Origin of the sequence: Flavobacterium araucananum, assembly GCF_002222055.1 — a bacterium.
Classification (GTDB): Bacteria; Bacteroidota; Bacteroidia; order Flavobacteriales; family Flavobacteriaceae; genus Flavobacterium; species Flavobacterium araucananum.
This window is the reverse complement of record NZ_MUGS01000062.1, coordinates 118,902-133,859: the sequence shown is the minus strand read 5'-3', so window position 1 is coordinate 133,859 and position 14,958 is coordinate 118,902. Positions and strand designations below refer to the sequence as shown.

Genomic DNA, 14,958 nt, shown 5'->3' with positions numbered 1-14,958 from the left:
GTGCACAGTAGTGCGTCTTACGGTATGTGGTCTTGAAAATCAACGACCTCCAAAAATGCTGCTTCCAATGCGAACCATTGTACTTCCGCATTCTATGGCTAGTTTATAATCTCCGGACATTCCCATGGAAATTGTAGAGACGCACTCCAGTGCGTTTTTACCATATCCGTTAATATGTTTTAATGAATCAAAAATAGATTTTAAATGTGTAAATTCTTTTTTAATCTGGTTTTGGTCTTCCGTAAAAGTTGCCATTCCCATCAATCCTAAGATACGAATATTTTTCATCTCTTTGAATTCTGGTGAAGATAATAATTCATTTAATTCATTTTCATCCAAACCAAACTTAGATTCTTCTTCTGCAATATATATTTGAAGCAAACAATCGATGCTTCTATTGTTTTTTAAAGCATGTTTATTAATTTGCTCCAATAATTTTAAACTATCGACACCATGAATTAAGGTCACAAATGGAGCCATAAATTTTACTTTATTCGATTGCACATGACCAATCATGTGCCATTGAATATCTTTTGGCATCTCATCATACTTATCAACCATTTCCTGGATTTTGTTTTCTCCAAAAATACGTTGACCGGCATTATAAGCTTCCATCAAATCGGGAACGGGTTTCGTTTTAGAAACGGCAACCAAAGTTACATGTTCCGGTAAACTCGTTTTTATTGTATTTAGATTCGATTGTATCGACATGGTATTTCTTTTTTTAGGAAAGAATAAATTGCTTGGAGATTTTCTCAGCCTTTTTGCTTTCACTATAATCATAAAAACCTTCTCCGGATTTTACCCCTAATTTTCCGGCTCTGACCATATTAACCAATAGAGGGCAAGGCGCATACTTAGGGTTTTTGAAACCTTCGTACATAACGTTCAAAATAGCAAGACAAACATCAAGACCAATAAAATCTGCCAGTTGAAGTGGTCCCATCGGATGTCCCATTCCTAGTTTCATCACGGTGTCAATCTCATAAACACCAGCTACTTTATTGTATAACGTTTCGATAGCTTCATTTAGCATAGGCATCAAAATTCTGTTTGCCACAAACCCAGGATAATCATTGACTTCTACAGGAGTTTTACCTAGTTTTTCAGATAAATCCATGATAGTTTTAGTTACTTCATCGCTGGTATTATATCCGCGAATGATTTCAACTAATTTCATGATGGGTACAGGATTCATAAAGTGCATTCCTATAACACGTTCCGGATGTGACACTACAGCTCCTATTTGCGTAATCGAAATCGAAGAAGTATTGGTTGCCAAAATTGTATTGTGAGAACAGGCTTCGTTTAATTGTTTGAAGATATTTAGTTTTAGCTCAACATTTTCTGTAGCAGCTTCGACTACTAAATCAACACCTACAACACCGTCCTTTATATCAGTATACGTAATAATATTGGTGATAGTTTTTGCAACATCTTCGGGAGTAATTGTTCCTTTAGAAAGCATTCGGTCTAAATTGGCAGCAATGGTAGCCATTCCTTTATCTAAAGATTTCTCAGAAACATCAATAAGTTTTACAGTAAAACCACTTTGTGCAAATGTATGAGCAATTCCGTTACCCATTGTTCCTGCACCAATTACAGCTATAGTTTTCATTTTATATTAGATATTATATTTATGATTTAGCCACGAATTCACCAATTGATTCGTGAATTCGTGGCTAATTTTATTTTTTTTAATCTTTCAATTATTTATCGAAACAATCTATAATTTGATACGCTACTCGCAAAGCGTCTGTAGCTTGTTCTAGAGTAACAACTGGCGTAGTATCCGTTTTTATTGCATTTGCAAATGACTCTAATTCATCCAGAATAGCATTATTTTGCTCGACATCAGGATTGGTAAAATAGATTTGTTTTTTTACGCCTTCGGCATTTTGTAAAATCATATCAAAATCTCCGGGAATTTCCGGAGCATCTTTCATACGGACTACTTCACATTTTTTCTCCAGAAAGTCAACAGAAATATAAGCATCTTTTTGAAAAAAACGGGTTTTACGCATGTTTTTCATCGAAATTCTGCTGGCAGTTAAATTGGCTACGCAGCCATTCTCGAATTCGATTCTGGCATTTGCAATATCAGGAGTATCACTAATTACAGAAACACCACTGGCATGAATATCTTTTACTTTTGAATGAACAACACTCAAAATAGCATCAATATCATGTATCATTAAATCGAGAACTACAGGAACATCTGTACCACGCGGATTAAATTCAGCCAATCGATGCGTTTCTATAAACATTGGATTTTCAATCATGTTTTTTGTAGCAATAAACGCTGGATTAAAGCGCTCGACATGACCAACCTGACCTTTTACGTTGTGTTCTTTTGCTAAAGCTATAATCTCTTCAGCTTCGGCAACAGTATTGGCAATTGGTTTTTCTATAAAGATATGTTTTCCGGATTTAATAGCTACTTTAGCACACTTGTAGTGAGAAAGTGTTGGAGTTACAATATCGATGACATCCACAGCGTGGATTAATTTTGCAATAGTGCTGAAGTTTTTATACCCAAATTCTTTTGAAATTCTTTCGGCATTTTCTTGATTTTCGTCGTAAAATCCAACTAATTCGTATTTGTCAGATTGTTGTAATAAGCGTAAATGTATTTTACCAAGATGACCCGCACCTAAAACTCCTACTTTTAACATGAGAATGTATTTTAAACAAAAATATAATTTATTTGTTGAAAGTAAAAGTGAATGCAATAAAGATTTAGCGATTTAATAATTAAAAATCAATATTTAATTTCCTATTTAGTTTCTTATTTTTGCCAAAATAAAACCTACCCATTTTGAAAGATACTGCCAAACATCAAGGACTCCGTAATCAATTAGTAAGTACTTTAGAACAAAAAGGAATTACTGACAGAGCAGTTTTGGATGCTATAAAAAAAATCCCAAGACACCTTTTTTTAAATTCAAGTTTTGAAGATTATGCATATCAGGATAAGGCATTTCCTATAGGAGCGGGGCAAACTATATCTCAACCGTATACTGTTGCTTTTCAATCGCAACTATTAGAAGTAAAAAAAGAGCACAAAATTCTTGAAATCGGTACTGGTTCGGGCTATCAAACTGCAGTATTATGTATGCTTGGTGCTAAGGTTTTTAGTGTAGAGAGACAAAATGAATTGTTTAAAACAACTTCAAATTTGTTTCCTAAATTAAATATTCGTCCTAAACATTTGTCTTTTGGTGATGGTTATAAGGGATTACCTAGTTACGCACCGTTTGATAGTATTATCGTTACAGCAGGTGCGCCATTTATTCCTCAGCCTTTAATGGCACAATTAAAAATAGGAGGAAGGTTGGTTATTCCGCTTGGCGAAGATGTTCAGATAATGACTTTGTTAATACGTAAGAACGAAACACAGTTTGAAAAACATGAGTTTGGAGAATTTCGATTTGTTCCTTTATTAGAAGATAAAAATTAATTTAAACACGAATTTCACTGATTTGCACAAATGTTGCGGATCAAATTCCTTTATAAAATTAATTTCATGAGGGAAAATTAGTGGTAATTCGTGAAATTCGTGTTTGTTTTATTGACCAATAATACCAATATATCGCTCGAGATTTTCTTTTTCAATTTGAGCAACAAAGAGCAGGAAGTCTTCTTTATTATTTTTGGTCTGAGCAGTTTCTAAAGTTTGATAATATTGCATACGACTATCATAGTCCCCCTTTATATTAGCAATTATATATCCTTTTTGCAATAAAATTAAGTTCATGACCAGACGGGATGTTCGCCCGTTTCCATCAATAAATGGATGAATTGTAACTAATCTTTCATGCATTTCGGCAGCAAGAATAACAGGGTGTAATTTGTTTTTATTGATTTCGTACCAAATAAAATAGTCTTCCATTTCCTTCGCAACCATAAAGGGTTGTGGTGGCATATGTGTACTTCCTTTAATCATAACCTGAACTTTTCTATAACGGCCTGCGTCTTCTGGAATTATCCCGCGTAAAATTAAATTATGAATTGATAAAAGATCACGTTCATTTAAGGAGACATTTCTTTGCATCAAATCTTTAATAAATCCAATAGCTTCCTGATGATTTATAGCTTCTAAATGTTCCCGCATGCTTTTGCCGGAAATAGTTAGTCCTTCATTGATAACTAAATCTGTTTCACGAAGTGTCATTGTATTGCCTTCAATTCGATTACTTTCAAAAGTATATTCTAACTCTAATGCCTGAGTGATTCTATAGCTGTCATATTGACGATAACTATCTAATTTTTCTTTTAGAAGATCGATCTCTTTTAAAAGTTTTTCCAGAGTAGAAGAGATTTTTAATTTTGAAACAGTTCTATTATATTTAATTTCCTGTTCTGCGACCATTAAAGCTTTTAAGGCAAATTCATCATCTCCAATTTCATAAAGAATTTTTTCCTTAAGCCAGGCAATCATCAGGGTTTCGTAATCGATTTCTAAAAGTTGAGCAAGTTTAGTAATCTGATCTTTAGTAGGCTTTCTTGTTCCTGATTCAAATTTACTTATTAATGCCTGATCAATACCCAGCATTTGAGCTACTTCACGAGTCTTTAATCCTTTTTTTTCTCTTGCATTTTTTAGAAGCGTTTTCACTTATCTTATGTTTTATATTGTCAAGACAAATTTAGTCATTTTTTTCCGGATTAAAAAAGCAATATCTAAAATATTGCTTTTTTAAAATTATATTTTACTCTTTGGAGGAAGAGAGCCATCTTTTCTCATTTCTTCAACTACAGTTTGCATAATTGCATCGACTGTTTGACCCAGATCAGTAACGTAATCTGATTTTGTAGTTCCTGTCCAAATTAATTTATTTTCTTTTAATGAAAAAACATTGGTTTCGACCATATACGAAGTTGTTTCCTGATAGTATCCCGGATCATAAAAATTAGGAGAGTACATTCCGTACCAATTTCCAAAACCATAACCATACATGCCTGTATATAAACCATCGAAACCACCATAATACATACCGGTATAAGTTCCTGGCACATAGTCAGTTTCTTTTTCGGTACTTACCAAACGTAAGGTAATAACTCCGTCAAAATTCTCGTCTTTAAGTATTTTTAATTTTTGATCCTGAGTCAGACTTTTGGTTGTTTCGTTCAGGTATTGATAAGAAGTCTTGAAAATCTCATTGCTGGCAGCAATTCTATTTTCAGTTATCCTTCTTGAAGCTTCGTCTTTGACCAAAGCGACAACCAGGACTTTTTTGAAATTTTCCTGTGCAACAGTTATTTTAGGATCTCTCCAACTATTAACAATAGAAGTATTGGTGCCACAACTTGAAAATGCAAGAACAGCAATTAGCAAAATTAAATATTTCTTCATATTACAATTTTTTATAATTATTGTAGTAAAAATACGTATAAAATTTAAAGAAATGTGTCTTGCTTTAAAAAATAACTTTAATTATAAGCCTTTTTTATTCGGTCTAAATCGCGTTTGGTATCCTGTTCTTTTAGAGATTCACGCTTATCGTAGTTTTTCTTTCCTTTGCAAAGACCTATTTGCAATTTTGCAAGTCCCTTTTCATTGGTAAATAATTTTAAGGGTACAATTGTAAGACCTTTTGCCTGAACACTTTTATGCAGGCTTTTTAATTCCTTCTTGTTCAAAAGCAATTTTCTTTCGCTTCTTGATTTATGATTAAACTGATTTCCAAACGTATATTCTTCAATATAAGTATTAATGGCAAAAAGTTCAAGATTGCTAAATTCACAAAAACTTTCAGTGATATTGGCTTTTCCTAATCGTATTGATTTGATTTCAGTACCTGATAAAACAATTCCGGCAGTATAAGTATCGATTATCTCATAATCAAATCGAGCTCTTTTATTAAGTATATTGACTGTTTTTAACATAATGCAAATGTAATCAAAATTAAAAAACTTTGGTGCAGTCAAAGATAATTAAAGATTTTTTTTAACCTATGATTTTAATCATTTTTGAAGGAAAACCTTACTGGTAAGTTTGTTAAAAAATTTAAAAAATAAACTGAAAATGAAAAAATTTTTAACATTCGTTAGCATTGTATTATTGGGTTTAACTGCAAAAGCTCAAGATACTAATCAAGGTTTAAAAGGGGCATGGTTTGTAACATCTCAATTTGGTTATCAGCAAACAAAAACAGGAGATATTAAAAACACAAATTTATCAGTAATACCAATTGTAGGTACATTCATTACGCCATCAGTGGCTGTTGGTGCTGGGCTGGGTTATATTAATATGAAATCAGATCCAGGGGTAGGAGTTGGAGAAAAAATGGATTTATTTGTAATTCAGCCATTAGCAAGAAAGTATTGGAATGTTGCAGGTTCTCTTTATTTCTTTGGGCAGGCAGCTCTGCCAGTTATTACAGGTAAACAAAAAGAAAGTGGTACAAAAATAAACCAGTTTGGTCTGTCTGTATCAGGAGGTTTTGATTATTTTGTAACGAAATATTTCTCTGTTGAGTTTTCTTATGATTTAGCTAATTTTACATCAACTACAATTGACCCTAAAAAAGGCGAAAAAACGACAGTAACTAATTTTGGATTAGCACATATGGCAAATGTTGATTCTGCTTATTTAGTAGGAGGCTCAAATTTAACAAGTCCACTTGCTGTTGGATTTAAATTCATATTCTAAATACTTGTAGATTGATTTACGTTTCAATTTACTAATTTTGTAAAAAAAAGAAAGACCGTACTTTTTTGGTACGGTCTTTTTAATAGTATATAACAGAAGATATAAAATGCAAAATCAATTAAAAGATCCTTTACACGGAATAACACTTCAAAAAATAATCGAGGCATTGGTTGCTCATTATGGTTTTGATACATTATCAGAATTAATTCCGGTAAAATGTTTTACATCAAATCCAAGTATAAAATCGAGTTTGACTTTTTTAAGAAAAACCGATTGGGCTCGCAAAAAAGTAGAAGATTTATATGTAAAATCCCTGCCTAAATTGGCGAAGTAATTATAGTTTGTAAGAAAGCATTACACCACCACGATAAGGAAGCCATTCTCCACTTTTGTTCCAGTTTGGAGCTTTTTCATATCTTCCAGGAGTTCCATCATTATAGTATCCGTGATAGAATCCCTGGTGCCAGCCACCTCCTGCAAAAATATCAATTAAAAACTTATCGTTAATCTTAACATTATATCCAACAGTAACCCCTAAACGGTATCCAAAACCATGCTCGTATTTGTTAGTATCCCAGTAATTCCATTTTTGTATTTTGTATAAATCAGGACCTGCATTACCACCCACATAAAATCCATTATATTTTTCTTTAAAATGGTAACGAAGTTCTGGTGTCAGTGTGTAAAATTCCATAGGACTATGCCCGTTAAAAGACTGCCAGAAAGAAGCCATTACATCCACGCTAAAAGTTAAATTTTTGCCTACACTGGTTTCAATACCAACATTTGGTATTGCAAGCAAAGCAGTTGCAGCATTAAACTTAATAAAAGTTTGGCTTTGAGAATGAATCGAAAAGAAAAGAACAATCAGGATTAAGTATTTTTTCATAAAAATAGATTTTCGTGGTATTAAATAATGCTTCATCGCTTATTTTGCGTGCAAATATAACGTAAACCATTAATTACTATTATGCAAATACTTTAATTTAACAGGATTTATTTTTGCGATTAACAGGCAAAATTATTTAGGTTCTAATAATGAGTAGATTACCTTGTCTAAAAAGCGACCATCATAAAATTCAGATTCTTTAAAATGTGCTTCTTTAACAAATCCGCATTTCTGTAATACCTTTTCTGAGGCATAATTTTCGGGATCTATTACAGCTTCGATCGAATGCAATTTTAGATCTTCAAATCCGTAAGTAATTAATCTGTTTACAGCTTCAGGAATAATTCCTTTTCCATGAAATTCAGGTAGTAAAATATATCCAATTTCTGCACGATAATTTTCAGGTTGCATTCTGTAGTATCCAATAATACCAAGAAGTTTAGGGTTGTCTTTTAGAGTAATTGCCCAATTGATCCCAACATTTGTATTTATTTTGCTTTCAATCTCGGCGATAAGTACAAGAGCATCTTCAGCACTTTTCAACAATGGTCTTGGAATGAATTTCATCGTTTCAGGATTTGAACGCAATATAAAAATATCATTTGCATCATCAATTGTAACTCTTCTTAAAAGTAAACGCTCTGTTTCTATTACAGGAAATGGAGTAAAATTAAATTCTGGCATTTTTCTTAGTTATAATATGTTGATTGTAAATTTAGAATTGAAAGTCTGATGTGCCTCTAAAATTAAAATTCCTTCTTTTTCATATAGATCTCCAGAGTTTTTGGCAGTATCAGAGTAACCTAACCAGGGTTCAATACAAACAAATTGCGCTTGTTCTTTGGTCCAGATCCCTAAGCTCGGAAAATCATCAAAAGTGACTTTTATATAAGGTTTCGAATTTTCGAGAATAGTGAGAGAATTTGATTCTAAAGTTTTAAAAATTAAAGCGTCATTTTCGAATAATTGATAATTTAAAGCAACCTGATTATTAGTAGTTTCTAAAATCTTGGTACGGTCAGAAATCAAATCATTCTCTAAAAGATAATATTTTAAAACTTCTTCTTTTTCAAATTTAAGAGCATAATTTTCAAAATTTTCCGGTAAAGCTATTGCAGGATGGGCTCCTATAGAAAAAGGCATTTTTATATCCCCTTTATTAAATACTTTATATTCGATATTTAAAGAAGTATCTTTAAGTGTATAAATAAGTTGCAATTCAAATTCAAAAGGATATTTCTTAACTGTTTCTGGTGTAGATTGTAAAGAAAAGACAGCCCTTTTTTCGGTTTTATCAATCAATTGAAACTCCATATCACGAGCAAAACCATGTCTTGGCAGTTGATATTCTTTTCCGTCAATTGTATAAGTGTTGTTTTTTAAAGTTCCCACAATTGGAAAAAGTATAGGAGAATGCTTGCCCCAAAAATCAGGGTTACCTTCCCAGATATATTCTTTGTTTTGGTTGTCTTTTAAGGAAAACAATTCGGCTCCCGAATGATTTATACTGGCAGTTAGTGTTGAATTTGAAATAGTTGTATTCAAAGTGCTTAAGATTGAAATGAGTTAATTTTATAGTGATGTAAATATATTTTATAAATTTTAGTTTTTTAAGAAAATGCTTCAAATTATTTTTTTGATAAATTTTTGCTAAAATTCAATTTATGATTCTTGTTTTCTCTGTAGATAGCTTTTTTTTTCATTAATTTGCTACATAAACAGCTAAAAAATATGAAAATACAATCTTCAAAAGCCTTATTAGCCATGGCTTTGTTTGTTGGAATTTCTTCTGTTTGGGCACAACAAACGCCTGCAACAACAGCAGTAAATCCAGTTAATAATTACAATTATCATGATGCCTTTGGACCTCATTTTTACACAAAAAACGGAACATCCACTCGGTCTGCAAGTGGTCAGCCTGGAGCTGAATATTGGCAAAACAGAGCTGATTATCAGATAACGGCAAAATTAAACGGTACTACAAATGAAATCATTGCTACAGATGAAATCACGTATACTAATAACAGTCCGGATAAAATGTCATTTGTTTGGTTAAACGTAGACCAGAACCTATTTAAAGAAGATTCCAGAGGAAATTCCGTTGTCCCTCTGACAGGTAGTCGTAATGGTGCCCAAGGACAGGTTTTTGACGGAGGGAATAAAATAAAAGCAGTAAAAGTAATTTCGGTAGGAAAGAAAAAAACTGAAATTGAAGCAAAATATGTAATTACAGACACCAGAATGCAAATTTTTCTTCCGGAAGAATTAGCCTCAAAAGGAGGAGCTGTAAAAATCAGAATCGAATTTTCGTTTACTGCACCTTTTGAAGGATCAGACAGAATGGGAGTTTTAGAAACTAAAAACGGTAAAATTTTTACTATTGCCCAATGGTATCCTCGTATGTGTGTTTATGATGATGTAAGAGGCTGGAATACCGCACCTTATTTGGGAGCTTCTGAGTTTTATTTAGAGTATGGTAATTTTGATGTAAAACTTACTGTGCCGGCAAATCATTTTGTTGTAGGTTCAGGAGAATTATTAAATGGAGCCGAAGTATTGCCGGCAGACCAATTTAAGCGTTATAAAGAAGCCTCTTTGAGTGATAAAACAGTTTCGATTCGCTCTGCCGAAGAAGTTGCTGCAACAGCAAATACAAATGCAACAGGAGAAAAAACCTGGCATTATCAAATAAAAAATGCTCGTGATTTTTCTTGGGCATCATCTCCTGCCTTTATTCTGGACGGAGCTAAAATTAATTTGCCAAGTGGTAAAAAAGCATTGGCATTATCTGCTTATCCGGTAGAGAGTGCAGGACAAGGAGCTTACGGACGTTCTACTGAATATGTAAAAGCATCGATAGAAAATTATTCTAAAAGATGGTTCGAATATCCTTATCCCGTAGCAACAAACGTAGCAGGAAATGAGGGCGGAATGGAATATCCCGGTATTGTTTTTTGTGGATGGGAATCTAAAGGACAAGATCTATGGGGAGTTACAGACCATGAATTTGGACATATTTGGTTTCCTATGATTGTAGGTTCAAACGAGAGATTGTTTGGATGGATGGATGAAGGTTTCAATACTTTTATTAATTCACTAAGTACAGCAGAATTTAACAAAGGAGAATATGTAGAAGCACCAACAGATTTTCATAAAGGAGCAGAGTCTTTTACAAGACCTGATTTAGAGACTGTAATGAGTTCTCCTGACAATATGAAAGAAGCTAATATTGGTATGTTGTGTTATTTTAAACCAAGTTCGGCTTTGATAATTTTAAGAGAACAAGTATTAGGAAAAGAACGTTTTGATACCGCTTTCCGTACTTATATCGAACGTTGGGCATACAAACACCCACAACCAGATGATTTTTTCAGATCGATGGAAAATGTTGCAGGCGAAGATTTAAGCTGGTTCTGGAGAAGCTGGTTTGTAAACAACTGGCGTTTTGACCAGGGAATTAATTCGATTAAATACATCAAAAACGATCCATCAAAAGGAGTAGCAATTACAATCGAAAATTTTGATAAAATGCCTATGCCAGTTATTTTGGATGTAAAAACAAAAAGCGGGAAAGTATCAAGGATTAATTTACCGGTAGAAGTTTGGCAACGTAATAATGTTTGGACATTTAAACACGATTCGACTGAAGAAATCGAAAGTATAACACTCGACCCGGAGCATCTTTTCCCGGATAATAATGAAGCAAACAATGTTTGGACAGCTGCGAAAGGTAAAATAGAAAAAGATATAATTTTAGATGGGTATCTGGGGTCATACTCAACTACAAGAGCACCATTGAAAATAGATTTTACAGAAAAAAATGGTACTTTAAATGTCGAAATTACGAACTTTCCTAAATTTACTGTAGTGCCTGTAGAAAACGAAAAAGATACATTTCAATCTACAAGTGCAGGATTAAAATTTAAATTTAACGAAGCAAAAAGTGGTTTTGATATGATCATTTTAGGTAACGGAGAAACAATACCGTTTACTAAAAAATAAAAATATAAAACAACAAAGTGTTTAAGACCCGATAGCTATAACTAACTATCGGGTTTTCTTTTTGTTTCAATTTTCAAATTTCAGGTTTTAAAAAAAAACTCAAAACCTCAGAGCCTCAGAATCTCAGTACCTTAAAAAAATAACATTTCATTAAAAAAATGTTAGAATTTTAATTTTTTGTTTTGAAAATAAAAAAATAGTGTACTTTTGCACCAATGAATAAAATAAGTTTACATATAACTTCTTTGTCACGGACAAACTCACCTGTTACTTCTCCCGAAGTACGGATACTATCTCTATAGTATTCACCGAGTTTTTCGCCGCGTATTTATTTATATTCATTTTTCATTTTGAAATCACATCATTTGTCCATTGGACAAACATATCCTAAAAGTATATATTATTTTCTAAGTTTTCTTAATCAAGTTTTTGATTTTGAGAATGTTACTTCTATTTTGTCTATTTTTATTGGATTGATTTCCGGATTTCAAACTAAACAAGACGTTTTAATTTTTAACTCTAACTTCAACTATTGAAATGAAAATCTCTATTGTTGTTACTCAGGAAGAACACTTCAAATTCGCACAGGAAATTTGCGATACAATAGAATCATCTGCCTTATTAAGAGGTACAGGGATTGCTAAAAGAACTCCTGAATACATTCAGAAAAAAATGTCGAACGGTGATGCGATGATTGCTCTGGCAGACGGAAAATTTGCAGGTTTTTGTTATATCGAAAGTTGGCAACACGGCAAGTTCGTGGCACATTCCGGTTTAATTGTACATCCGGATTACAGAAGTTTAGGTCTGGCAAAAAAAATCAAATCAAAAGTTTTTGATTACTCCCTAAAAAGATACCCGGATGCTAAAATATTTGGAATAACAACCGGTTTGGCTGTAATGAAAATCAACTCTGATTTGGGATATAAACCAGTTCCTTTCTCTGAGCTTACAACAGATCCAAGCTTTTGGGCAGGCTGTAAAACCTGTACCAATTATGAAATTCTAAAAAGCAAAGAAAACAAAATGTGTCTTTGTACCGGAATGTTGTATGACCCGAAAGAAAAACAAAAAGATCCGCCAAGACACCCTTTTAACGAAGCTGTTTTGAGCAGATTAAAAAAAATAAAACAAGCTTTATTCTTAAATAAAATATTGGCTTTTGGCTTTTTATCTTAAGAATAAAAATTAAAAAGAAATCTCAAACTTGCTACATACGAAAGTATTAGCCTAAATTATAAAAAATGAAAAAAGTTGTATTAGCTTATAGTGGAGGATTAGATACCTCGTATTGTTTGAAATATTTAAAAAACGAAAAAGGATACGAAGTTCACACCGTACTTGTAGATACAGGAGGATTTGATGCCGAAGAATTATCAGCAATCGAAAAAAGAGCTTACGAATTAGGAAGCGCACAGCACGCTAATTTGACTATTATTGATAAATATTATGATAAAGCGATAAAATATTTGATTTTTGGAAACGTATTAAAAAACAATACCTATCCATTATCAGTAAGTGCAGAGCGTGTTTTTCAGGCAATTGAAGCCATAAAATATGCTAAAAAAGTAGGCGCAAGTGCTATTGCACACGGAAGCACAGGTGCAGGAAATGATCAGATTCGTTTTGATTTGATTTTCCAGACCATCGCTCCGGAAATCGAAATTATTACTCCAATTAGAGACTTAAAACTTTCAAGACAGGAAGAAGTCGATTATTTGGCGCAAAACGGCGTACACTATTCTTGGGAAAAAGCACAATATTCGATCAATAAAGGACTTTGGGGAACAAGCGTTGGAGGAAAAGAAACCTTAACTTCTAGCCAGCCGCTACCAAGTGAAGCATATCCGTCTCAATTGCAAAAAGAAGGAGAAGAAAAAGTGACTTTGCATTTTGAACAAGGAGAATTAGTAGCATTAAATGGTAAAAAAGATGCACCTGAAAATAATATTGTAAAACTTGAAAAACTGGCAAATGCGTATGCAATTGGTAGAGATATTCACGTTGGAGATACCATTATAGGAATTAAAGGAAGAGTTGGTTTTGAAGCTGCTGCACCATTAATTATCATAAAAGCGCACCATTTGTTAGAGAAACATACACTTGGTAAATGGCAGCAATACTGGAAAGAACAATTAGGAAACTGGTACGGAATGTTATTTCACGAAGGTCAGTTTTTAGATCCTGTAATGAGAAACATCGAAACTTTCCTGCAAGACACACAAAAAACAGTAAACGGAACTGTAACGGTTTCATTAAAACCATATCATTTTTCGCTTGACGGAATCGAATCTAAAAACGATTTGATGAATACCGGTTTTGGTCAATATGGAGAAATGAACAATGCCTGGACATCTGACGATGCAAAAGGATTTATCAAAATTCTTGGAAATGCACAAAATATATTTTCATCCGTAAACCATTTAACTCATGATTAATATCGGAATAATTGGTGGTTCGGGCTATACAGCCGGAGAACTTATCAGAATCTTGATGTATCACCCCAATGTAAACATCGATTTTGTTTACAGCACAACCAATTCCGGGAAACCACTTTCGGTGGCGCACCATGATTTGATGGGAGATATTGAAATGAATTTTACAGATGTTGTAAATCCTGATGTAAATGTAGTTTTCTTGTGCTTAGGTCACGGAAAATCTATTTCATTTCTTGAAGAAAACAAGTTTGCAAGTCACACCAAAATCATTGATTTAGGAAACGATTTCAGATTAACCAAGGATGCGATTTTCGAAGGAAAAGAATTTGTTTATGGTTTGCCGGAATTGAATAAAGCGGAAATTAAAAAAGCAAATTATATTGCAAATCCGGGTTGTTTTGCTACAGCGATTCAATTGGCTTTATTGCCTTTGGCTAAAAATAATTTATTGAAATCCGATGTTCATATTAATGCAACAACCGGAAGTACAGGCGCAGGAGTAAGTCTTGCCGAAACTTCGCATTTTAGTTGGAGAAACAATAATATGTCGCATTACAAAGCTTTTGAACATCAACATTTGGGAGAAATCAACCAAAGCGTGAATCAATTGCAAGCTGATTATTCAGATGAATTGATTTTTGTTCCGAATAGAGGCGATTTCACCAGAGGAATTTTTGCAACATTATACACAACTTCTGAAGAAAGCTTAGAAGATTTAGTTGTCAAATACCAGGATTTCTATAAAAATGAGCCTTTTGTAACCGTAACAACGACAAACATCAATATGAAACAAGTCGTTCAAACCAACAAATGTATCATTAGTTTATTAAAAAAAGGAAACCGGATTTTAATCACTTCTATCATTGACAATCTAACCAAAGGGGCTTCAGGACAGGCGGTTCAAAACATGAATTTAATGTTTGGATTAGAAGAAACCACCGGTTTACATTTGAAACCAAGCGGATTTTAAATTG

Annotated in this window: 16 protein-coding genes; 7 read left to right on the top strand and 9 right to left on the bottom strand. The window is 33.1% G+C overall.

The window, feature by feature from the left end; translation table 11 throughout:
* Nucleotides 1-39 precede the first annotated feature (39 nt).
* The 3 genes from B0A64_RS22095 to B0A64_RS22085 form a co-directional block, all read right to left on the bottom strand.
* The gene (locus B0A64_RS22095; protein WP_089481634.1) at nt 40-711 is read right to left on the bottom strand and encodes a YggS family pyridoxal phosphate-dependent enzyme; all 672 of its coding nucleotides are present in this window, start codon (nt 709-711) and stop codon (nt 40-42) included.
* Between the two features lie 13 nt (nt 712-724).
* Nucleotides 725-1,618 carry a 3-hydroxyacyl-CoA dehydrogenase family protein gene (locus tag B0A64_RS22090; RefSeq protein WP_089481633.1) on the bottom strand — a complete coding sequence of 298 codons (894 nt, stop codon included), beginning with the start codon at nt 1,616-1,618 and terminating at the stop codon, nt 725-727.
* Between the two features lie 91 nt (nt 1,619-1,709).
* Nucleotides 1,710-2,675 carry a Gfo/Idh/MocA family protein gene (locus tag B0A64_RS22085; protein ID WP_089481632.1) on the bottom strand — a complete coding sequence of 322 codons (966 nt, stop codon included), beginning with the start codon at nt 2,673-2,675 and terminating at the stop codon, nt 1,710-1,712.
* A 143-nt stretch (nt 2,676-2,818) separates the two neighbouring features.
* On the opposite strand from B0A64_RS22085, the gene B0A64_RS22080 reads away from it, so the two are divergent.
* Nucleotides 2,819-3,460, top strand: a complete 642-nt coding sequence (locus B0A64_RS22080) for a protein-L-isoaspartate(D-aspartate) O-methyltransferase (protein ID WP_041518722.1) — start codon at nt 2,819-2,821, stop codon at nt 3,458-3,460.
* A 108-nt stretch (nt 3,461-3,568) separates the two neighbouring features.
* On the opposite strand, the gene B0A64_RS22075 is transcribed toward B0A64_RS22080, so the two are convergent.
* From B0A64_RS22075 to smpB, 3 genes are all read right to left on the bottom strand, one after another.
* The gene (locus tag B0A64_RS22075) at nt 3,569-4,618 is read right to left on the bottom strand and encodes a Fic family protein (RefSeq protein WP_089481631.1); all 1,050 of its coding nucleotides are present in this window, start codon (nt 4,616-4,618) and stop codon (nt 3,569-3,571) included.
* Between the two features lie 87 nt (nt 4,619-4,705).
* Nucleotides 4,706-5,356 (bottom strand): hypothetical protein, encoded by a 651-nt coding sequence (locus B0A64_RS22070; protein WP_089481630.1) that lies wholly within the window; start codon nt 5,354-5,356, stop codon nt 4,706-4,708.
* Between the two features lie 77 nt (nt 5,357-5,433).
* Nucleotides 5,434-5,889, bottom strand: a complete 456-nt coding sequence (smpB, locus tag B0A64_RS22065) for an SsrA-binding protein SmpB (RefSeq protein WP_042564375.1) — start codon at nt 5,887-5,889, stop codon at nt 5,434-5,436.
* Nucleotides 5,890-6,028: 139 nt separating this feature from the next.
* Here smpB and B0A64_RS22060 point away from each other — a divergent pair, with 139 nt between their 5' ends.
* Both B0A64_RS22060 and B0A64_RS22055 read left to right on the top strand, forming a co-directional pair.
* Nucleotides 6,029-6,655, top strand: coding sequence for an outer membrane beta-barrel protein (locus tag B0A64_RS22060; protein ID WP_089481666.1), 627 nt, complete (start codon nt 6,029-6,031; stop codon nt 6,653-6,655).
* A 106-nt stretch (nt 6,656-6,761) separates the two neighbouring features.
* Entirely contained in the window at nt 6,762-6,989 is a 228-nt protein-coding gene (locus tag B0A64_RS22055) for a VF530 family protein (RefSeq protein ID WP_089481629.1), read from the top strand.
* On the opposite strand, the gene B0A64_RS22050 is transcribed toward B0A64_RS22055, so the two are convergent.
* The 3 genes from B0A64_RS22050 to B0A64_RS22040 all read right to left on the bottom strand — a co-directional run bounded on the left by B0A64_RS22050 (nt 6,990) and on the right by B0A64_RS22040 (nt 9,089).
* Nucleotides 6,990-7,544 carry a DUF3575 domain-containing protein gene (locus tag B0A64_RS22050; protein ID WP_089481665.1) on the bottom strand — a complete coding sequence of 185 codons (555 nt, stop codon included), beginning with the start codon at nt 7,542-7,544 and terminating at the stop codon, nt 6,990-6,992.
* Between the two features lie 132 nt (nt 7,545-7,676).
* A complete protein-coding gene (locus B0A64_RS22045; protein WP_089481628.1) occupies nt 7,677-8,228 on the bottom strand; it encodes a GNAT family N-acetyltransferase in 552 nt (183 codons plus the stop codon).
* A gap of 9 nt (nt 8,229-8,237) precedes the next feature.
* Nucleotides 8,238-9,089, bottom strand: a complete 852-nt coding sequence (locus tag B0A64_RS22040; RefSeq protein WP_089481627.1) for an aldose 1-epimerase family protein — start codon at nt 9,087-9,089, stop codon at nt 8,238-8,240.
* A 186-nt stretch (nt 9,090-9,275) separates the two neighbouring features.
* Between B0A64_RS22040 and B0A64_RS22035 the strand changes: the two genes are divergently transcribed.
* The 4 genes from B0A64_RS22035 (at nt 9,276) to argC (ending at nt 14,954) form a co-directional block, all read left to right on the top strand.
* On the top strand, nt 9,276-11,546 hold the full coding sequence (locus B0A64_RS22035; protein WP_089481626.1) for a M1 family metallopeptidase: 2,271 nt from the start codon (nt 9,276-9,278) through the stop codon (nt 11,544-11,546).
* Between the two features lie 537 nt (nt 11,547-12,083).
* A complete protein-coding gene (locus B0A64_RS22030) occupies nt 12,084-12,725 on the top strand; it encodes a GNAT family N-acetyltransferase (protein ID WP_089481625.1) in 642 nt (213 codons plus the stop codon).
* Between the two features lie 65 nt (nt 12,726-12,790).
* Nucleotides 12,791-13,984 carry an argininosuccinate synthase gene (locus B0A64_RS22025; RefSeq protein ID WP_089481624.1) on the top strand — a complete coding sequence of 398 codons (1,194 nt, stop codon included), beginning with the start codon at nt 12,791-12,793 and terminating at the stop codon, nt 13,982-13,984.
* Nucleotides 13,977-14,954, top strand: a complete 978-nt coding sequence (gene argC / locus B0A64_RS22020; protein ID WP_089481623.1) for an N-acetyl-gamma-glutamyl-phosphate reductase — start codon at nt 13,977-13,979, stop codon at nt 14,952-14,954. Before B0A64_RS22025 ends, argC begins: the two co-directional genes overlap by 8 nt.
* The last annotated feature ends 4 nt before the right edge of the window (nt 14,955-14,958 follow it).